At 33.9% G+C, this 19,248-nt stretch carries 21 protein-coding genes and 2 tRNA genes; 16 read left to right on the top strand and 7 right to left on the bottom strand.

The window, feature by feature from the left end; all coding sequences use genetic code 11:
- Positions 1-8 precede the first annotated feature (8 nt).
- From ACMV0E_RS01960 to ACMV0E_RS01945, 4 genes are all read right to left on the bottom strand, one after another.
- The gene (locus ACMV0E_RS01960) at positions 9-929 is read right to left on the bottom strand and encodes an ABC transporter permease (protein WP_416084695.1); all 921 of its coding nucleotides are present in this window, start codon (positions 927-929) and stop codon (positions 9-11) included.
- A 4-nt stretch (positions 930-933) separates the two neighbouring features.
- A complete protein-coding gene (locus ACMV0E_RS01955) occupies positions 934-2,001 on the bottom strand; it encodes an ABC transporter permease (RefSeq protein WP_416084694.1) in 1,068 nt (355 codons plus the stop codon).
- Positions 1,985-3,538 carry an ABC transporter ATP-binding protein gene (locus ACMV0E_RS01950; RefSeq protein ID WP_416084693.1) on the bottom strand — a complete coding sequence of 518 codons (1,554 nt, stop codon included), beginning with the start codon at positions 3,536-3,538 and terminating at the stop codon, positions 1,985-1,987. The genes ACMV0E_RS01955 and ACMV0E_RS01950 overlap by 17 nt, the downstream gene beginning before the upstream one ends.
- A 70-nt stretch (positions 3,539-3,608) precedes the next feature.
- Positions 3,609-4,811, bottom strand: a complete 1,203-nt coding sequence (locus tag ACMV0E_RS01945) for a BMP family ABC transporter substrate-binding protein (protein ID WP_416084692.1) — start codon at positions 4,809-4,811, stop codon at positions 3,609-3,611.
- Between the two features lie 119 nt (positions 4,812-4,930).
- Here ACMV0E_RS01945 and ACMV0E_RS01940 point away from each other — a divergent pair, with 119 nt between their 5' ends.
- Positions 4,931-6,169 carry a threonine synthase gene (locus ACMV0E_RS01940; protein WP_416084691.1) on the top strand — a complete coding sequence of 413 codons (1,239 nt, stop codon included), beginning with the start codon at positions 4,931-4,933 and terminating at the stop codon, positions 6,167-6,169.
- On the opposite strand, the gene ACMV0E_RS01935 is transcribed toward ACMV0E_RS01940, so the two are convergent.
- Entirely contained in the window at positions 6,170-6,424 is a 255-nt protein-coding gene (locus tag ACMV0E_RS01935; protein WP_416084690.1) for a DUF6812 domain-containing protein, read from the bottom strand.
- A gap of 49 nt (positions 6,425-6,473) precedes the next feature.
- Entirely contained in the window at positions 6,474-6,635 is a 162-nt protein-coding gene (rpsU, locus tag ACMV0E_RS01930) for a 30S ribosomal protein S21 (protein ID WP_014453423.1), read from the bottom strand.
- A gap of 175 nt (positions 6,636-6,810) precedes the next feature.
- Between rpsU and ACMV0E_RS01925 the strand changes: the two genes are divergently transcribed.
- The 15 genes from ACMV0E_RS01925 to ACMV0E_RS01855 all read left to right on the top strand — a co-directional run bounded on the left by ACMV0E_RS01925 (position 6,811) and on the right by ACMV0E_RS01855 (position 18,855).
- Positions 6,811-8,049, top strand: a complete 1,239-nt coding sequence (locus tag ACMV0E_RS01925) for a DUF438 domain-containing protein (RefSeq protein ID WP_416084689.1) — start codon at positions 6,811-6,813, stop codon at positions 8,047-8,049.
- 11 nt (positions 8,050-8,060) lie between these two features.
- A complete protein-coding gene (locus ACMV0E_RS01920) occupies positions 8,061-8,366 on the top strand; it encodes a metal-sulfur cluster assembly factor (protein ID WP_416084688.1) in 306 nt (101 codons plus the stop codon).
- The gene (locus tag ACMV0E_RS01915; RefSeq protein WP_416084687.1) at positions 8,363-9,511 is read left to right on the top strand and encodes a cysteine desulfurase family protein; all 1,149 of its coding nucleotides are present in this window, start codon (positions 8,363-8,365) and stop codon (positions 9,509-9,511) included. The genes ACMV0E_RS01920 and ACMV0E_RS01915 overlap by 4 nt, the downstream gene beginning before the upstream one ends.
- Before the next feature lies 1 nt (position 9,512).
- Complete coding sequence (locus ACMV0E_RS01910; protein ID WP_416084686.1) at positions 9,513-10,148, top strand: iron-sulfur cluster assembly scaffold protein; 636 nt, start codon at positions 9,513-9,515, stop codon at positions 10,146-10,148.
- A gap of 4 nt (positions 10,149-10,152) precedes the next feature.
- Positions 10,153-10,377: a MoaD/ThiS family protein gene (locus ACMV0E_RS01905; RefSeq protein WP_416084685.1), complete on the top strand. Its 225-nt coding sequence runs from the start codon at positions 10,153-10,155 to the stop codon at positions 10,375-10,377.
- Positions 10,378-10,551 carry a YHS domain-containing protein gene (locus tag ACMV0E_RS01900; protein WP_416084684.1) on the top strand — a complete coding sequence of 58 codons (174 nt, stop codon included), beginning with the start codon at positions 10,378-10,380 and terminating at the stop codon, positions 10,549-10,551.
- Positions 10,552-11,313, top strand: a complete 762-nt coding sequence (locus ACMV0E_RS01895) for a HesA/MoeB/ThiF family protein (protein WP_416084683.1) — start codon at positions 10,552-10,554, stop codon at positions 11,311-11,313.
- A gap of 35 nt (positions 11,314-11,348) precedes the next feature.
- Positions 11,349-11,852: a rubrerythrin family protein gene (locus tag ACMV0E_RS01890; RefSeq protein WP_416084682.1), complete on the top strand. Its 504-nt coding sequence runs from the start codon at positions 11,349-11,351 to the stop codon at positions 11,850-11,852.
- Positions 11,853-11,865: 13 nt separating this feature from the next.
- Positions 11,866-12,024 (top strand): rubredoxin, encoded by a 159-nt coding sequence (rd, locus tag ACMV0E_RS01885; RefSeq protein ID WP_416084681.1) that lies wholly within the window; start codon positions 11,866-11,868, stop codon positions 12,022-12,024.
- Positions 12,025-12,026: 2 nt separating this feature from the next.
- Complete coding sequence (locus tag ACMV0E_RS01880; protein ID WP_416084680.1) at positions 12,027-12,518, top strand: ferritin family protein; 492 nt, start codon at positions 12,027-12,029, stop codon at positions 12,516-12,518.
- Positions 12,519-12,535: 17 nt separating this feature from the next.
- Positions 12,536-13,750 (top strand): NAD(P)/FAD-dependent oxidoreductase, encoded by a 1,215-nt coding sequence (locus ACMV0E_RS01875; RefSeq protein ID WP_416084882.1) that lies wholly within the window; start codon positions 12,536-12,538, stop codon positions 13,748-13,750.
- 68 nt (positions 13,751-13,818) lie between these two features.
- Positions 13,819-15,003, top strand: coding sequence for an iron-containing alcohol dehydrogenase (locus ACMV0E_RS01870; protein ID WP_416084679.1), 1,185 nt, complete (start codon positions 13,819-13,821; stop codon positions 15,001-15,003).
- A 56-nt stretch (positions 15,004-15,059) separates the two neighbouring features.
- Positions 15,060-15,136: transfer RNA gene (locus ACMV0E_RS01865), tRNA-Ile, on the top strand.
- 5 nt (positions 15,137-15,141) lie between these two features.
- Positions 15,142-15,216 (top strand) — tRNA-Ala (locus ACMV0E_RS01860).
- A 2,253-nt stretch (positions 15,217-17,469) separates the two neighbouring features.
- On the top strand, positions 17,470-18,855 hold the full coding sequence (locus tag ACMV0E_RS01855; protein WP_416084678.1) for a J domain-containing protein: 1,386 nt from the start codon (positions 17,470-17,472) through the stop codon (positions 18,853-18,855).
- Between the two features lie 198 nt (positions 18,856-19,053).
- Here the strand turns inward: ACMV0E_RS01855 and ACMV0E_RS01850 are convergent.
- Positions 19,054-19,248 (bottom strand): hypothetical protein (locus ACMV0E_RS01850; protein WP_416084677.1); only part of this gene is annotated, 195 nt, incomplete at its 5' end.

Raw genomic sequence — 19,248 nt, 5'->3', positions numbered from 1 at the left:
CCCCTCTTTTATTTTTCTCCTTTTATGAACGGTTCACCAAGAGATTTTGGTGCACCAAGATGTTTTCTCATTACTTCTCTTGCTGTTATAATAAGCACCATAATTGTTACAAAATATGGTGTCATTTTAAGTATTGGAACAGGAATACCAAGTGGTTGTAAAATGTATTGTAAAACATCTACACCACCAAATAGATATGCGCCAAGAATTGCACGAAGAGGGTCCCACTGAGCAAAAATTGTAAGCGCAATTACAATCCATCCTCGTCCTCCAGTCATTCCTTCAATCCACGACGGCATATACGCAAGTGTTAAGTATGCACCTGCAAAACCAGCAAAGCAACCACCAATAAAAGTAGAAAGATATCTTACAAGAGAGACATTTATGCCCAAAGCATCAGATGCTTTAGGGTTTTCACCAACTGATCTTATAATAATCCCCCATCTTGTTTTAAAAAGGATAAACCATGATACTACTGCAAGAATGATACCTATGTAAAATAAGGGATCTCTATTGAATAATATTGGGCCAATGAATGGTATTTTTGAAAGTCCAGGAATTGCTACTTCAGAAAACCTTACTGAAAGTGGTGCTCCAATATAGCTTTTGCCTAACATACCAGCAAGTCCAATGCCTATCATTGCAATTGCAAGTCCTGAGAGTGTTTGTATTCCACGTATTGTAATCGAAACAAATGCATGCAAGAGCGAAAGAATTCCTCCTGATAGGATTGCCGCAATCAAGCCCAAAGTTGGATTTTTAGTTATATATGTTACGCTAAATCCTATAATCGCTCCCAAAGCCATCATTCCTTCTATACCCAAGTTTAAAATGCCAGATCTTTCTGTAATTATTTCGCCTATTGTGCCCAAAAGAAGGGGAGTTCCTGCAACCATTGTTCTTTGAAGAATTGATATAATTAAATCCATAGCATCACCTTCTTATCTTTATTTTATATTCTGTAAAGAAATTACCCACCATGACAAAAATTAGGATTAAGCCGTTAAATGCGTTTATAGTTGAAAATGGAAAGCCAAGTGAAGTTTGGATTACATCGCCGCCTACTAAAATACCTCCAAAAAAGACTGCTGAGACAATTGCAAGAATTGGATTCAGTTGAGCAAGCCATGCAACTATAATTGCAGTGTATCCATATCCAGAGGAAATCTGAGCAGGATAAGTAAGATGCCTATGAATTCCTGCAACTTCTCCTACTCCTGCAATTCCTGCAAGTCCTCCTGAAATTAGCATCATAATTATAGTTATTTTAACAAAATCGATTCCAGAATACCGCGCAGCGTGAGGATTTTCGCCAGTAACTTTTATTTCATAACCATATTTGGTTTTTTCAATAAATAAATAGATCAATACTGCTGATAGTAAAGCAATTATCAAAGTAATATAGCTTATTCTTGTCCCTGGAATCTGGGCTAAGGTTGCACTTTGTGGAAAATTGTCTGTATATGGAAAACCATACTGTGTTTTACCTTTCCAAGGGCCATATACAAGATATTCTACAAAATCTTCTGCAATGTAATTCAGCATAAGTGTGGAAATAATTTCGTTGATTCCCAACTTAACTTTAAGCAGTGCAGGAATTAGACCAAATAGTGCTCCACCCAAAAAACCCACCAAAAACATAATAGTTATTGTTGAAATTGATGAATGATAAGGACCAAAGTTTAATGCAATCCATGTTGCAAAAGTTGCCCCAACCAATAACTGTCCATTTGCGCCTATATTCCAAAATTTGCCTTTAAATGCTACAATTAAACCTTCTGTTATAAGAAGCAGTGGGATTGCTTTAGCTATTGTTTCTTTTAAACCAAAAGGTGAACCAAATGATCCTTGGAAGATCTTAGAGAATGCATAAAAAGGGTTAATACCACGCAATAAAAAAATAAAACTTGATAAAATTACAGCTACAAAGATGGAGATGAGATAAACAGAAGTATAGTACTTTTTTGAGACATAACCCCTCTTTTCAATTGAGATGTGCATTATTCTCCTCCTGTTTCCTTAGGGATCCAGCCATCATTAAACCAATTTCTTCAATTGAAACTTTCTTTGGATCAACTATACCCATAAATTCTCCCATAAACATCACTGCAACTCTGTCACTTAGTTGAAGTATTTCCTCTAAATCTTCTGAGACAAGAAGTATTGCAGAACCTTCTTTCCTCTTCTTTAACAATAGTTTTCTTATATATTCAGTTGCAGCGATATCAAGGCCATAAGTTGGGTGTGCGGCAACAATAAAATTAGACTTTGTTGTAGTCTCTCTTGCAAGGATTAATTTTTGTATATTTCCTCCCGATAAAAGTTTTGTTTTTGTCTCTATCGACGGTGTTGCAATTGAAAAATCTTTCACCAGTTTAATTGTAAAATCTTTAATTGTTTTGTAATTTAAAAATCCTCTGTTAGAAAATGGCTCTTTATAGTAGTCTCTAAGCACGGCGTTTTCGTAAACTGGAAAATTTGGTACTATTCCATACTTTATCCTTTCCTCAGGAATGTGAGCAACACCCATTTCTCCTATTTCTCGTGCACCTCTGTTTTGTATCTCCTTATTATTAATAATTACCTTCCCTTTTTCTACTCTCCTTAGTCCAGTAAGTGCTTCTACTAATTCCTTTTGTCCATTTCCGGAAACACCGGCTATACCGAGAATTTCTCCCTTTCTTATTTCAAAAGATAAATTTTTTACAGCCTTTATGCCTTTGTCACTTAGAACATCAATATTTTCAACTTTAACTACAACTTCACCTGGTTCAACCTTTTCCTTTTCCAAATTGAATATAATTTCTCTACCAACCATCATTTTTGCTAACTCTTCTTTTGTTGCATCCTTTGTCGTTGTGGTTCCAATAACTTTTCCTTGCCTTAAGACTGTTACAATTCCACCTAATTCATAAACCTCTTCAAGTTTGTGAGTTATAAAAATGACTGAATGTCCATTAGCAACGAGTTTTTTAACTGTTTTAAAAAGTTCAGTTGCTTCTTGTGGTGTAAGTACTGAGGTAGGTTCATCAAGGATAAGCAATTTTGCTCCACGCATTAGTGCTTTTAAGATTTCAACCCTTTGTTGTTCTCCTGCTGAAAGCTGCCATATTTTTGCATCTGGATTTACATGTAAACCAATTTCGCTACTGTACCTTTCTATTTCTTTTGCAATATCTTCTGTTGGATTTAGAAATTTAGTTCTATTAAGTCCAAGCGCTACATTTTCAGCAACTGAGTGATTCTCTACAAGCATGAAATGCTGGTGAACCATACCGATTCCATAATTCATTGCAGTTCGAGGAGAGTCAATAAAAACTTTCCTTCCGTTTATAAATATTTCTCCATCATCAGGTTGGTAGATGCCATAGATTATATTCATAAGTGTTGTTTTTCCCGCACCATTTTCTCCTAAAAGGGCATGAATTTCACCTGCATTGATTTTTAAAGAGATTTTATTGTTTGCTACAACTCCTGGAAATTCTTTGTAGATGTCCTTTAATTCAAGCGATTTGAATTCGATATTGTCTAATTCCAAGGTTTCACCTCACTTAATTTAATTGAAGGGGGGATTTAACCCCCCTAAATTAACTTCTTTAATTGTTTTTTTATTTTGGAATTTCTCCAACTACATTGTCAACAAACCAATTAATATTCCACAATAAATCGTGAGAGGCTCTTTCTCCTGGTTTTAATCTCAATGTTCCTTTTTGATCATAGATTGGACCTGTAAACGGATCAAAGAGAACTGTTGGTTCACTCATTTGTTCTTCTCTCTTCATAACAAGATCGTATACGCTAATTTTTCCAAGGATTGGATCGTTTACAAATTTTGCTTTAAGTGCATCAACAAACTTTGGATTAATTGGAGTATTAAAGTCTGCTCCAAGTTTGCAAGCGCCTTCTTTCATAAGCCACCAGTAGTCCTGGTTAGTCCAAGTATTTGTGTATACTCTTCTTATAATGTCTTCATAGATTGGTTCCCAATCTGCAAGCTGCCCAGAAACTACTGTATCGGGTCCATATTGTAACATAGGGCTATAGTGAGAAAATGTATAGATCTGCTGTCCTTTCTTTGTATGTTCTTCGCCAACATCGATCACAGCAGTAGAATCTTCTGTGAACGCTAAGGCATCAACTCCATTAGATATCAGAGATTCTGCTGCTTCTTTTGCCTTTGCAGGGTCATACCAAGTGAATAGCCAACTTACATAGACTTTTGCCTTTGGATTGGCTTCTTTTACACCAATTGCAAATGCGTTAATGTGTCTTATAACTTCGGGAATTGGATGAGCTGCAACATATCCAATTTTATTAGTTTTTGTAAGAGCGCCAGCCATTAAACCTGTAAGATAATAAGCTTGGTAAAGTTCAGAGAAATAAGTGCCAAGATTGGTATCCCTCTTGTAGCCAGAGCAATGTTCAAAAATAACATTTGGATACTTTTTTGCTGCTTCAGCTGTTGCGTCCATAAATCCGAAACTTGTTGTGAATACAATGTTGCATTTTTCTTCGTTAACTAACCTGTCGATGTAACGACCAGCATCAGTTTCTGGAACTGATTCAATGTAGACTGTTTTAAGCCATGGGAATTTTTGTTCGAGTTGCTTTCTTGCTACATCATGTGCATTAGTCCAACCATAATCACCCGTAGGTCCTACATAAATAAATCCTGCTTTAATAGTTTTTTCTTGAGCTTGTGGTTGGGATGTTGTTTGGGAAGTTTGTTGTGGCGAACATGAGACAGAAGTAAATACAAGCATTAATAGAACTAATGCTACTAATAATGTTTTTAATTTATTTTTTAGCATACTTCACCTCCTTTAAAGTTATTTTATTAAATTTACTTAAAATTTGCAATATGTTTGTGAATATTTCTTAAAAAATATTATAATATAAAAGCTATCTTAAACAAGAAAGGAGACAATCTATGGGACATGTTAAAAGCTTGAAGTGTTTGATTTGTGGATCCGAATATCAAGAAGATGAAGTAGAGTACACTTGTCCTAAGTGCGGAAACGAAGGTTTGCTTGAAGTTGAATACGATTATGGAACAATCAAAACAGAGTTTACTAAAGAATATCTAAAAAATAATAAAAATTATTCTATGTGGAGATATTTGCCATTACTTCCAATAAACGATGCTTCAAAAATTGGACCACTTCAAGTAGGCTTTACTCCACTTTATGATGTGCCAATAATTAGAAAAGATTTAGGTGTGAGAAATCTTTTTATAAAAGATGAAGGAAGAAATCCAACTGCCTCTTTAAAAGATAGGGCATCAGCTGTAGTTGTTGTTAAAGCTCAGGAAGTTGGGTTAAATGATATAACTTGTGCTTCAACTGGAAATGCTGCTTCATCTCTTGCTGGTGCAACTGCTTCAGTCGGCTTAAAATCATACATTTTTGTCCCCAAAAATGCTCCAAAGGCAAAACTTACTCAGCTTTTAGTTTTTGGTGCAACAGTATTTGCTGTAAACGGGACCTACGATGAAGCATTTGATCTTTCAATAAGGGCGACAAAGGAATTTGGATGGTATAATAGAAATACAGGTTTTAACCCATATACTGTTGAAGGAAAGAAGACTGTAGCACTTGAAATTGCAGAACAATTGAACTTTGATGTTCCCGACTATATTTTCGTTTCAGTTGGAGATGGCAATATTATTTCAGGAGTTTATAAAGGGTTTTTTGATTTATTAAATCTCGGCTTTATAGATAGAATGCCAAAACTTATTGCAGTCCAGGCAGAAGGTTGCTCTCCCGTTGTTGATGCCGTTAATGGGGATGGAATAATTAGACCAGTCATACCTAATACAATAGCTGATAGTATTTCAGTTGGAATCCCAAGATCTGGAATTATGGCAGTTAAGTATATTAAAGAGAGCGGAGGTTTTGGAATAAAAGTCAGTGATTTAGAAATTCTAAATGCAATAAAATATCTTGGATCTAAAAGTGGTATCTTTGCTGAACCTGCTGGATCAACTTCATTTGCAGGTTATTTGAAGGCGCTTAATAGCGGTTCTATTAGAAAAGATGATAAAGTAGTTGTGATTATAACTGGGAACGGCTTAAAAGATGTTGATAGTGCTATGAGAGCTGTAAAGGAACCTATTTATGTAGATCCTACTATTGAGGATGTTAAAAATAAATTAAAAGAGACAAAATAATTATTCTGATACTGGTGAAATCACAACTATCATTTCCTTTTTTATAAGAATAAAGTCTCTTTTTTCAATGACTTCTTTAGAATTAATTGAACGTATTTCTGCATCTACTACGGGTAAGAACTGTGTGTCCTTTAAAAACTTATTTAACGCATCTGAAAATCGCATATTCGCTGGAACATAAACGAAACCTTTTATTACAAATGCTTCTGTTAATATTGTAACTTCTGTTTTTTTAGTGTTTGGATTTATTGCCATTTATACCTCCAAAAAAATTAAAGGCAGGGAAAAAACCTGCCTTTAATTTTTACTTTTTCTTTGCTTCTTTTTGTTTTTTTCTTACACTTGGTGGGACATAGTAACGTCTTTTTTTAATTTCTGCATAAATCCCATCTTTTGCGCATTCTCTTCTAAATCTCTTAAGCATGTCCTCTAAGGACTCATTTTGTCTTCTGTGTACTTCTGCCACTGGTTTTCTCCTAACTTTTAGTTAGGATAATCGCCTCCTTTCACAATTTTCTCAATACAAGTTTACAGAATTTTCAATTATTGTCAAGAATTTTTACTAAAATTTATAAAAATTCTTTTAATTTTATCTTGCTAAATATTACTTTTATAGTTATAATTAATGCGGGGTGATAAAAATGAGCGAATTTATACAAAACAATTTAAGTAGAGTTGAAAGACTAAATTTAATGAGAAAGCTTCTTATCGACATGGATAAAGGACTAATTTCTCCTGCGGAAGTGAAGGAGCGTTTCAAGAAGATTTTGGAAAATGTTCATCCGGCTGAAATTGCAATAATTGAAAACATTCTTATAGTTCAGGATCATTTTCCACAAGAAAAAATTCATCGACTTTGCGACGTGCATATCGACATTTTTAGAGAATCACTTGAAAGTCAAGAAATTAATGTTCAAAAAAGCCATCCCTTGTACCTTTTGTATGATGAACATAAAAAAATATCTGAAATTTTGGGAATGGTGATGAAAATTGCATCAAGCATTGAGAATAACAAAAATGTTGATGCGGTTACAAAAATTCTTGAAGAGAATTTACCTGTCTTTGATAGCTTATTTGATATTGAAAATCATATGGTTAGGGAAGAAAATGCCTTATTTCCCTTTTTAGAGAAGCATGATGTAGTTCAGCCGCCTCAAATTTTATGGAACGAACATGATTCGCTACGAGCAAGACTTAAAGATTTGAGAGGATATCTAAATAAGGCTTCAAATCTTAATAATCAAGAAATCGATGAATTACCAAATCTACTCAAATATATTGTAGATCTTAAAACTTCCCACATTTACAAAGAGAACAAAATACTTTTTCCAACTGCACTTGATAAACTTGAGGAGGCGGAGTGGGATAAGGTTTGGGAGGGGATGAACGAGATTGGATATGCAAAATATACAGATTTAAGTTTAGTGAAGGAAACAGGGAAAATTTACAAAAAGAAAGAAATTTTAGAAGATAGATATATATATCTTGAATCGGGTAAATTTACACTTGATGAGTTAAATGCTCTTTTTGAGACTTTACCTATTGAAATCACATTCATAAATAAGGATGATATAGTACAATTTTTTAACAGGGGTGAAAAAAGAGTATTTGTAAGAACAAAGACGGTTTTAGGACGCACTGTTCAAAATTGCCATCCGCCAAAGAGCGTCCACATAGTAAACAAAATTTTGGAAGACTTTAAAAGTGGCAAAAGAAATGTTGCTGAGTTTTGGATAAATATGCAAGGGAGATTAATATATATTAGGTACTTTGCAGTTCGTGATTCTTTAGGAAACTATCTTGGAACTTTGGAAGTAACACAAGATGTTACAGATATTAAAAAGTTAGAAGGAGAAAAAAGAATTTACTCAGAAGAGTAGGGAGGAAAAAAATGGTTTCAGAAGAAGAAATTATTAATGCATTAAAAAATGTTTATGACCCAGAAATACCGATTAACATTGTTGATCTTGGCCTTATCTACAAACTTGATGTGGATGAAGAAAATGGGATTGTGAAAATTTTAATGACTTTAACTGCACCTGGGTGTCCCATGGGAAATTATATAGTTAATGACGTTGAAATGGTTTTAAGGTCTCTTGATGGCGTAAAAGATGTTCAAATTGAGCTTACCTACGATCCGCCGTGGTCACCCGATATGATGAGTGAAGAGGCGAAGAAGGAGCTGGGCTATTTATGATTTATTTTGATAGTGCAAGTTCTACAAAACCCGATCCAGAAGTATTGCATGAAATGTGCGAGTTTGCGAGTGATTATTATGCAATACCTTCTTCTATTTTTTCTCATACATTAGGATTACAAGTCGCTGACAAAATTCAAGAGGCAAGAGATTTTATAGGAAACAAATTAGGTGTTAAGGGAAGTGAAATTATCTTTACTTCCTCCGGAACTGAAGCAAACAATTTAGCAATTAAAGGCTATGTTTTTGCGAACAGGAATAAAGGAAAGCACATAATAACCTCAAAAATTGAGCATATCTCTGTTTTAGAAACTGTAAAAAAGCTTTTGAGAGATGGTTATGAGATTTCTTATATAGGAGTCGATAAGGACGGTTTCATAGATATAGATGAATTAAAAAAATCCATAAGGGATGATACTATTCTGGTTACTATACAGCTTGCAAATCACGAGGTTGGTACAGTTCAAAATATCGAAGAAATCGCCAAGATCTCTAAAGAAAAAGGAATTACTGTACATGTTGATGGTGCTATTGCTATTCCGTATATAAATTTGAAATTGGATAATATTGATATGCTCACTATTTCTCCTCATAAGTTTTATGGTCCAAAAGGTGTTGGAATATTATATGTTAAAGAAGGTTTGAAGCTTGAAAAAATATTAGACGGTGGATATAACGAATTTAATTTAAGGGCTGGTCATGAAAATACTCCTGCGATTGTTGGCGCAAAAAAAGCGTTTGAAATTTGGGATAGCAGTATATCGGAGTATTTAAGGAACTTGAAAATGTATCTATATGATAAATTATTAAGTGAAATACCTGATGTTATGCTTAATGGAAGTCTTAATAAATCTTTGCCGCACATACTTAATGTTACCTTCAAATATATTGAAGGTGAATCAATTGCTTTAAGGCTTGATTTTGAAGGTATTTCAGTAACGACAGGATCTGCCTGTTATAGCAGAAACTTACAGGCAAGTCATGTTCTCCTTGCGATGGGAAAATCACACGAAGATTCTCATGGTTCAATACGATTCTCATTGTCCAAGTATAATTCTAAAGAAGAAATTGATTATACAGTTTCAAAACTTAAAGAAATTGTAGAAGATTTGAGAAGAATAAGTCCACTTTTAGGAGGTGAGTAATATGCCAATTCCATATACTAAGTTGGTTATAGAACATTTTAAAAATCCACATAACGTTGGTGAAATACAAGATGCTGATGTGAAAGTAACTGAGGGAAGCCCGGCCTGTGGTGATATGATAACTCTCTATCTTAAGATCGATCCAAAAACACGCAAAATTGTTGATGTAAAGTTTAAGTCATACGGATGTGCTTCAAACATTGCAACTGCTTCAATTATTACAGATTTGGTTAAAGGAAAGACTGTTGAGGAGGCAAAAAATATTACATGGAAAGATGCTGCGGAGGCTTTGGGTGGTCTTCCTCCTGTTAAGGTTCACTGTTCTGTTCTTGCGGCAGATGCATTGCATTCTGCTGTTGAACTCTACCTTGAGAAAAACGGTTTAACTAAAGAACATGAACCTACTACTGTTGATAAAGTGTATGAGCGTTTGTCTCATGTTATGAATCCTGAAACAGGTATTGATATTGTTAAATCAAAGATTGTAAAATCTGTTGTCGTAAATTCTCACGTAGTTGAAATCGTTCTTAACATTCCTGAAACTTTTCAATTTGGAGAAAATATAAAAGAAGAAATATTAGAAAGACTTCAGTATCTTTGGGATGTAAAAGAGGTTAAAATATTGTTTAAGGAGTAAAAGTATGAATGTAAAAGTCAAACTCTACGGAGATTATTTAAAATATGGTCCAGAAGAAACATACATTGATATTGAAGAAGACTCAACAGTGGAAGATGTTTTGAATAGATTTGGCATAAAGGAAAGAAAATATATTATAGTCCTTGTTAATCTTAAAAGAGCATGGTTTGAGGACAAGTTAAACGATGGAGATGTGGTAAGCGTGTTCTCACCTGTTGGAGGTGGCTAAATGGTTCAAGACCCAGTTTGTAAAATGATTATGGAGAAAATCGAAGCACTTACAAGAGTTGAATATAATGGTGAGATTTATTATTTCTGTTCAGAAGATTGCAAAGAGCAGTTTCTGAAGAATCCAGAGAAGTATCTTATTAAACCCAAAAAACCTGAAAATTCGGGGTGTTAGATGTTATCAAAAGATGAATTAGAAAGATATGATAGACAAATACGTATTGATAAAATAGGAATAGAAGGTCAAATAAAATTAAAGAATTCAAACGTTTTAGTTATCGGAGCTGGCGGCTTAGGAAGTCCTATTCTTCTTTATCTTGCATCTGCAGGTGTTGGTAGAATTGGTATTGTAGATGGTGATGTAGTTTCCGTTGGAAATCTAAATAGGCAAATTCTTTATAATATTCACGATATAGGGAAAGCGAAAGTACTAGTTGCAAAAGAAAAAATAGAGAAATTAAATCCTAATATTGCAGTGGAAGCTTACAACACTTGGCTTACAGAGGAAGAGACTGCGAGAATAATTTTAAGAAAATTCACAGCTATAATAGATGCAACTGATAATTATGAAACAAGGTATTTAATAAATAGAGTGGCAGTTCATTTAAATAGGCCTTTATTTATTGGGGCTGTTGGGCGTTTCGTTGGTCAAGTAATGGTTGTAATACCACATGAGACAGCTTGTTTAAACTGTATCTTTCCAGAAAGAGAAAAACAAATTCTTTTTAAATTAACCGAAGAAAATAGGAATCAAGGTATTATTGGAACTACAGTTGGAGTAACAGGAACAATTGTGGCAAATGAGTTTTTAAAATATACTTTAGGCATCGGTTCCTTACTTAAAAATAAGCTTCTAATATTTGATGGTTTAACTAATGAATTTTCGATAATTAGTTTAGAAAGAGATCCAAATTGTAAAATTTGTAGTATAATTTGATAGTATTTATAATTATTTGAAAGGAGGAAATTGAAATGAGACAAATGACGGAAAAAAGTTTAAGAGAAGCATTTGCGGGTGAATCTCAAGCTCACATGAAGTACTTAATTTTTGCAGAACAAGCTGAGAAAGAAGGATTACATGATGTAGCAAGACTTTTCAGGGCGATTTCGTTTGCAGAACAAGTTCATGCTACCAATCACTTTAAAGCCTTAATGGAGCTTAAGAAAACTTCTGAAAATCTTCAATCAGCTTGGGGTGGAGAGAATTTTGAGGTTGAAGAAATGTATCCTGCTTACAATGCGATAGCAACTTTGCAGGACGAGAAAGATGCTCTTAGGTCAATTCATTTTGCTTTATCAGCCGAAAAAATACATAGAGAACTCTACGCAGAAACTAAAGAAAAATTAGACAAAGGTGAGGAAGTCAAATTTGATAAGATTTATATTTGTCCTGTTTGTGGTTATACAGTAATTGGTGAAGCACCAGAACAGTGCCCGATTTGTGGAGCACCAAAGAGTGCTTTTAAAGAATTTTAATAAGGAGGCAAAAATGAAAAAGTACAAATGCATGGTTTGTGGGTATGTTTATGATCCAGCAGAAGGCGATGACACCCAGGATATCCCTCCTGGAACACCCTTTGAGGACTTGCCAGAAGACTGGACTTGTCCAGTTTGTGGAGCTACAAAAGACCAGTTTGAGGAGATTTAAACATGGATGATGTTTTGGAAATTTTGAAAGCTGCAATGGAAGTTGAACTTGATGGCATAAATTTGTATAAAACTGCAGCTGAAAAAACAGAGGATAGACAAGCAAAAGAAGTTTTTCTTTTCCTTGCACAGGAAGAAGGCAAACACTATAGATATTTAAAAGAATTACACGATGCAATAAAGAACAAGACTAATTTTGATGTAAATAGCATTCCTAAGCCAAGCTTGACTTTTAAAAGAATTTTTTCTGAGGATTTCTTAAACAATCTGAAAGGTAAAAATTACGAATTTTCTGCAATCTCTACGGGAATGATATTGGAGAAAAATTCAATTCTGTTCTATAAGGAGCAAGCAGAGAAAGCCCACGATCCAAAGGTAAAATACCTATTTGAAGAACTTATGAAGTGGGAAGAAGAGCATCTAAATATGCTTACTAATGAATATAACGATTTAAAAGAAAGATTTTGGCAGGTAAATGATTTTTCGCCATTTTAAATTGGTAGGTGAAAGATATGATATACGCTATTATTGGTTTAGGGGTTGCAGGCGTTACAGCTGCTAAGATTATAAGACAATTAGATCCCAAGGGAGAAATTCATATTTTTTCGGACGAGCCCACCCTTTACTATCCTAGACCTAAATTGTTTGAGGTTATAAGAGAGGAAATAAAGGCTAGAGATTTATATTTCTATGATTCAATGTGGTATGAAGAAAGAGATATAAAGCTTCACCTTGGTGTAAAGATTAGAAAAATTGATCCTAAGGAGCATCTATTATATCTGGATATGGGAGGCAGTGTTGCATATGATAAACTTTTGATTGCAAATGGGGCTTCTTCCTTTGTTCCACCTATTGATGGAGTTTATACAGAAGGCGTATTTACTTTGAGAAATCTAAATGATGCATTTAAAATTAGAAGACATTCTTTTCTTATAGGTAACGGAAAACCGACTGCTGTTATTGGTGGTGGTGTTTTAGGATTAGAAGCGGCATACTCATTTCTAAAAAATAAACTCAAGCCTGTTGTTGTCGAGGGCGCTCCTTATCTTCTACCAAGGCAGCTAGATGAGGAAGGTTCAAAAATTCTAAAAGGTATATTAATGAGTTGGGGAATAGGTGTTTTGGAAAATGCAAAAGTAGAAAGAATTGAGGGAAATACAAATGTAGAAAAAGTTGTTTTGGCCGATGGCACGGTTGTTCCGGCAGAAATGGTTCTTTTATCTACAGGTATTCGTCCTAATACTTCACTTTTAGAACTCTCTAAGCTGCCATTTAATAGAGGTGCTATTGTCGATTCTTATATGCAGGTTTCAGAAGACATTTTTGCTGCCGGGGATATAGCGGAGTTTAATGGAACTATTTATGGAATAATTCCTCCGGCAATAGAACAAGCAACAATTGCTGCAACAAACATGGTTAAAGATAGATCATTAGAGTATAAAGGCTCTGTTCCATCTAATACTTTGAAGGTTGTTGGACTTGATTTGACTTCTGTTGGTCTTGTAAATCCTAAGGAAGATGGTTATGAAGTTATACGAGCAAGTGACGAGTCGTCTCATAAATATAGAAAGATTGTACTTAAAGATAATAAGGTTGTGGGAATAATTATACTTGGTATTAAGGAAGCAAATATAGCAAACAAACTTGTTAACAAAAAGGTGGATGTCACCCAATATAAGGATAAATTAGGTGATATTAATTTTTCTCTCAAAGAAATTAGTGCCTAACGATTTTTTATTTTAAAAAAGAGGGGGCATAAAATACCCTCTCTGATCCTCACAAGGAGGAAAATACTATGGACAATTTTGTGTTACATATACCAACGAAGGTAGTTTTTGGAAAAGGAGAGTTTAGTTCTCTTGGAAAGCATGCAAAAGAACTTGGTAAGGGTGCACTTGTAGTAACAGGAAGACGTTTTGCAAAAGAATCAGGATTACTTGATAAAGCACTAAAACAATTGGATGAAGTAGGTATTAAGTATGTTGTATATTCTGAAATAGAACCAAATCCAGAATCAAAAACAGTTGATGAAGGTGGTGAAATTGCAAGAAAAGAGAACATTGACTTCATCATAGCAATTGGTGGTGGAAGCGTTATTGATGCTGCAAAAGGAATAGCGATTGTTGCAAAAACCGGGGACAAAATTTGGGATTATCTTGAACGGCCACCTAAAAAGACCGTCAAAAGTGAAGTTCTTCCAATTTTATCTGTAATAACTGTTGCTGCAACTGGATCCGAGCTTGATGGTGCTGCAGTTATAACAAATACAGACACAAGAAGTAAAAGGGGAATAATCTCTCCTTTCTTGTTTCCCAAGATTTCAATCATTGATCCCCTTCTTACTTTGTCGATTCCACCAAAACAAACCGTTGATGGCGTCATTGATATGTTTACTCATGTTCTTGAGAGTTATTTATCATCTAAGGCTTACGCACCCGTTTCAGACTCTATCTCAGAAGCTCTAATGAAAGAGGCTTTAAGGTTTGGTGAAATAGCATTTAATAAACCTGACGATGTAAATGCAAGAGAATCACTTTCTTGGATATCTTCTCTTGCACTTTCAGGTATTCCTTCTGCTGGAAGAAGCGGACCCTTCCCTATTCACCGACTTGAGCATCCCATTTCTGGACTTTATGGAATCTCACATGGACGTGGACTAGCGATTTTGCTTCCTGCTTTTTTGTATATAACAAAAGATGTACATGAAGATAGATTAAAACGCCTTGGTCGAGAAATTTTCTCAACTGACTCGCCTTCTAAAACCATCGAAAGACTTGTTCATTACCTTAAAAAGGTTGAGGCATTTGAATCGCTAAAAAAATATGGTGTTAAAAAGGATGATCTTGAAAAATTTGCAAGAATGGCATTTGAAGATGAGGGGAAGAATGTCATTTTAGCAAGGGAGCCTTTAAGTAAAGAGAAAGTCTTGGAAATTTATGAACTTGCTTTTGATTATAAAGATTTATTTAAAAATGTGTAACATATGCTCTTAAGCTCTTGACAAAAAGGTTAAATTTATTAGAATATACTGCGTAAGGGCTTCTAGCTCAGTAGGTTAGAGCGCGTCCCTGATAAGGACGAGGTCTCTGGTTCGAGTCCAGAGAAGCCCACCAGAGGTGGGGATGTAGCTCAGCGGTAGAGCACATGGTTTGCATCCATGGGGTCAGGGGTTCAAATCCCCTCATCTCCACCATATTTTACCCTTTTTATATCTGGTGTGGCTTTAAACGAAACTCTGAAGCAGAGAAATCAAAAGTCTAAACTGTTTGGATTCAGTGAGACTTTACTGTAATTTGCTTAATTAAAATATACCAAAATAAGGCTTTCTCTTCTTTTGTCATGTGCGGGTATTTTTCTTGCTTGTTATATAGACAAATTTCATTTTCCTCCAGTTCTTTGCCCGTGTGATCTTTCTTTCAATTGTTTTTATCTCATCTCGATAGTCTTTAAAAGTTTTTCTTCCAAATCAATTCCTTTTAATTTTCTGTTACAGTATGTATCTCCTTCATAAATAGGAAGGCAAACATAGCAAGGAGTATTTCGTTTTATTTGGAAAGTCGCATTATGTTTTATCTTTAGCGCAGTAGATTAATCTTGAGAATAAAGAGGTAAACTTTTTTCTTACGGAGGCTTTTTTATTTTTCCTGATATCTTGGTCTGTCTTCCATTTTTCATAAGGTATAATTGCCTCGTGCTTTCCCGGATAGAATTTCCATTCTAACTCTGAACTCTTCTTTTTAATGTGAATTCTCTTTTATGCTAAATATCCGGAATAAAAAGGAATTGTCTTTTCCCTTTTGATTCCGATTGACCTTTCGAAGTCTTCTAAACTTACTATCATTAACATTGCGAGTCTTTCCGTAGTCGTTGAAGTATCAAACTGCTGAGTGATAGACACAAAGGCAATGCCTTGTTTTCAAATAATTGAAGAGTATTAAAAATCTACAATGAAGAGACTTAACCTATCTATTTTATAGACCAAAACGACACCAAAAAGCTTATTCTGTGCGTCTTTTGAGAGTTCTTGGAATGCTCGCCACTTTGTCAAACCGCTTGAAAGCCTTGCATCTTAATAAATTTTTAAACGATTTACAGTTTTGGGCCTTGATATATTCCAGAATTCGCTCTTTTTGCAATCCAAGGCTTTCGACTTCCTCTGCTTAATTGGGAATGGGAACCCTTATGTACTATCGTAGTTTTCATTTGCTATAAATCTCCATTTTTCGAGATTTTGCTATACATCTTTTCTTTAGCTAAATTGTTCATATTGCGCAACTCAACTTTTTATCTATCCTTGATCAAAAATTAATGGATGACCAAGCCAATGCTTAATGCCTGCACACGAAATGATTAATCCTAACCTGAGCGATTCTCCAAATTTATCATATATTTTCTTTTGTACAACATAGATTTAATGTATAATTTGAGCATATAAAAAAGATAGTGCTTTCACTTACTTGGCGATGAAGCACTATCTTAATGAGTTGAAAATATGACAAACAAAAATGAAAAAACCAAACAGGAAGAACTCGTATGAAATATAGATAGATAGTATTGAAAAAACATCAGATTCATTTCCCGACAAAGCAGGTCTTGCACTGTTTGAACAGTATCTTTCAAAGATAGGGATATACCACAAGGTTATGAAATACTTCGGGAGTACCAGAAAAATCAGGAAAGGAATACCAATTGAAAGAACATTCAAGTAGTTATTCTGTTTCATTATGAGATTGTATATCGCTTTATCTAAAACATTTTGACGACTTTTTAAGCGATAGCGGGGGTATACAGAGACAATAGAGAATGGCGTCATAGGAATGTTGAACTTTCACAGTGCAAAGAGATTCTTCAAGTCACTACTGTTAGATTATGGCAAAATGAATATCTAATTGATGCTGTCTTAGGAGGTGGAATATCCATAAACCATTCTGACACAGTAATAGAATCTCTCACTCATATCAGAATCCACTGAAAAGGAGTGTGGATTACAAAAGAGGTGTAAAAAAGGCATTATTTGCATGAAAAGCTATCATACAACATTTAGAAGGATGCTTATTGAGAATGCAAATAAGATTACCCATACAGGTAGAAAAATTATTTTCAAAGTGCAATAATCTGTTGAAAAAGGTCACAGGTTTTAGAAAATTAAGTCCAACTGTTATCGCATAGAGATAGAGTAATCAATTTCTATAATTCTCTTTCTTAGATAAAAGGATAGGGTAATTATGCTTAAAATGCATAAAATACAGTAAAATTGCTTAAATTGAGAAATTTAAAATCACATTAATCATAACAAAATACAAAGGCAAAAAAATATAGTCCAAAAAAACTTGCAAATTTTCAAAAAAAATACTAAAACTTTAGTGATAGAAAATCGCTTAATTTAGGTTAGAATAAAGGTTAAGATGGATATATTGCAAGAATTAATTGCAAGGAGGAGAGTTCTATGAAACCGAAAAACTATTATGATATATTAGGTGTGAGGTATAACGCGACTCCTGATGAAATCAAGAAAGCTTATCAAGAACTCATTAAAAAATATCACCCAGATCTTCATCAAAATGATTCAGAGGAAGCAAAAAAGGTTTTGTCTGAGAAAGCTGCCGAAATCAACGAAGCTTATGCAACTCTTATTGACCCAGTTAAGAGAAAAGCCTATGATGAGCAATTATTTAATTATAACTCACAAGCACAAACAAGTAGCAAAGAATCAGGCTATGAAAGTTATAATACCTATGGGGGTTATAACAGGGAAAATGAAATTTTCAGAGAATTTTTTTATAATTATGTTAATTATATTAGAGAAAGAATAAAAAAGGAAAACGAAATCTCAAAATTTCCTTTTTCTCTTTTGCTTGCAAGTTTCAGTTATTTTGTTATGAGATCTATCCCTTATTATCCTAAGGGATGGGACTGGATTTTTGTTGCTTTAATTGCCCTTATAGCATGGTTCAAACCAACAATTGGTATTTTAGTTGCAGGTGCAATTTATGCAGTACCCATTGCTTATAATTCTATTGTTCTTGCGGAAATTTATATAGTTTTTTTATTTATTACTTTCGTCTTTGGTATAATGCAACCATATCATTTTGTTGTATTTGCAGCTACTGTTATATTTGCTTTTAATCCAAAACTTTATTTCTTATTACCCATCATTCCCTTTATTTCTGGTTTTTTACCTGTGGGATCTGCTTTCGTTACATCAGCGATTGCTTGTTTTATGGGAGAAGTTATTGCTCTTCTCAAGGGTGAATCTTCATTAGGATTATTATTAACAACAATCAAATCAAAACCGCTTGTAAAAATCAGTTCTGTTGGAGTTAAAACATTGAGAAATTGGACTTGGATAAAAAAACCTTCTATTCAAAATATGAGCCTTCTTTCAAAGATCTTTACGCCATTTATCGATAAACCAATTCTTATTGCTCAGATAATTCTTTGGGGAATTGTAGCTTTTACTTTAAGTTTTATATATGATCGTACAGTACGAACTACAAGAGAAAGTAAGAGAAGAATACTTGAAATTGGAATTAGCGCAATTATTTTTGCTGCTGGAAATCTTCTTTTATATGTTCTAATTTTGAATTCGAAAATTAACGCAGCTCTTATAGAGAAAGTGGCTCTTCACACATTAATATCATCTTTAATAGTTGGAATATTATATCCTCTCTTTCGTAGAGTTTCGTTCTATGAAAATTGGTTTAATCCGACTTTACTATCTTCATCGCCACTTACAACAAGTTATGTTCTTGCACTTATTTTAAATTTTGTATTTACTGTAGGCTGGTTCTTTCTTATATTTGTAATGTTGATCCTTTTAATACTGATCTAATTTTAACTTTTCTCTAATGAACTTTTGATCTAATATTGTAGCATTTGATATTAATAAAAAATTATAACTTTAAATATCCTTAAGGATCAAAATTAATTAATAATTTTTTTTCAACAAATTTCATTAGCAAATCTTATTGCCCTTTTAGTAGATTTCCTATACAGTAATAGATTGTATAAACATCTTTTCAAGATTGATTTAATTAACTCCTAACTCTTTCTCCAATTTTTTTGCAAGATCGTTATCTACCTTAGATATCCCATCAAAGAACCATCCAATCTTCTCAATATCCTCTTCCCTCTTAACTTTCTCTATAAGATCATCAACATCTCTCTTTTCTAAAATCTTTTTTGCAAGATCTTTATCTACATTAGATATCCCATAAAAGAAATC

Source organism: Caldisericum insulae (assembly GCF_047785965.1).
GTDB classification, from domain to species: Bacteria; Caldisericota; Caldisericia; order Caldisericales; family Caldisericaceae; genus Caldisericum; species Caldisericum exile_A.
The sequence above is the reverse complement of the archived record's forward strand: the minus strand, read 5'-3'. Positions and strand labels throughout refer to the sequence as shown.

Bases quoted from the DNA above. Each gene is read 5' to 3' on its own strand.
- ACMV0E_RS01960 (WP_416084695.1), bottom strand. From the start codon at position 929: ATGGATTTAATTATATCAATTCTTCAAAGAACAATGGTTGCAGGAACT.
- ACMV0E_RS01955 (WP_416084694.1), bottom strand. From the start codon at position 2,001: ATGCACATCTCAATTGAAAAGAGGGGTTATGTCTCAAAAAAGTACTAT.
- ACMV0E_RS01945 (WP_416084692.1), bottom strand. From the start codon at position 4,811: ATGCTAAAAAATAAATTAAAAACATTATTAGTAGCATTAGTTCTATTA.
- ACMV0E_RS01940 (WP_416084691.1), top strand. From the start codon at position 4,931: ATGGGACATGTTAAAAGCTTGAAGTGTTTGATTTGTGGATCCGAATAT.
- ACMV0E_RS01935 (WP_416084690.1), bottom strand. From the start codon at position 6,424: ATGGCAATAAATCCAAACACTAAAAAAACAGAAGTTACAATATTAACA.
- ACMV0E_RS01925 (WP_416084689.1), top strand. From the start codon at position 6,811: ATGAGCGAATTTATACAAAACAATTTAAGTAGAGTTGAAAGACTAAAT.
- ACMV0E_RS01920 (WP_416084688.1), top strand. From the start codon at position 8,061: ATGGTTTCAGAAGAAGAAATTATTAATGCATTAAAAAATGTTTATGAC.
- ACMV0E_RS01915 (WP_416084687.1), top strand. From the start codon at position 8,363: ATGATTTATTTTGATAGTGCAAGTTCTACAAAACCCGATCCAGAAGTA.
- ACMV0E_RS01910 (WP_416084686.1), top strand. From the start codon at position 9,513: ATGCCAATTCCATATACTAAGTTGGTTATAGAACATTTTAAAAATCCA.
- ACMV0E_RS01905 (WP_416084685.1), top strand. From the start codon at position 10,153: ATGAATGTAAAAGTCAAACTCTACGGAGATTATTTAAAATATGGTCCA.
- ACMV0E_RS01900 (WP_416084684.1), top strand. From the start codon at position 10,378: ATGGTTCAAGACCCAGTTTGTAAAATGATTATGGAGAAAATCGAAGCA.
- ACMV0E_RS01895 (WP_416084683.1), top strand. From the start codon at position 10,552: ATGTTATCAAAAGATGAATTAGAAAGATATGATAGACAAATACGTATT.
- ACMV0E_RS01890 (WP_416084682.1), top strand. From the start codon at position 11,349: ATGAGACAAATGACGGAAAAAAGTTTAAGAGAAGCATTTGCGGGTGAA.
- rd (WP_416084681.1), top strand. From the start codon at position 11,866: ATGAAAAAGTACAAATGCATGGTTTGTGGGTATGTTTATGATCCAGCA.
- ACMV0E_RS01880 (WP_416084680.1), top strand. From the start codon at position 12,027: ATGGATGATGTTTTGGAAATTTTGAAAGCTGCAATGGAAGTTGAACTT.
- ACMV0E_RS01875 (WP_416084882.1), top strand. From the start codon at position 12,536: ATGATATACGCTATTATTGGTTTAGGGGTTGCAGGCGTTACAGCTGCT.
- ACMV0E_RS01870 (WP_416084679.1), top strand. From the start codon at position 13,819: ATGGACAATTTTGTGTTACATATACCAACGAAGGTAGTTTTTGGAAAA.
- ACMV0E_RS01855 (WP_416084678.1), top strand. From the start codon at position 17,470: ATGAAACCGAAAAACTATTATGATATATTAGGTGTGAGGTATAACGCG.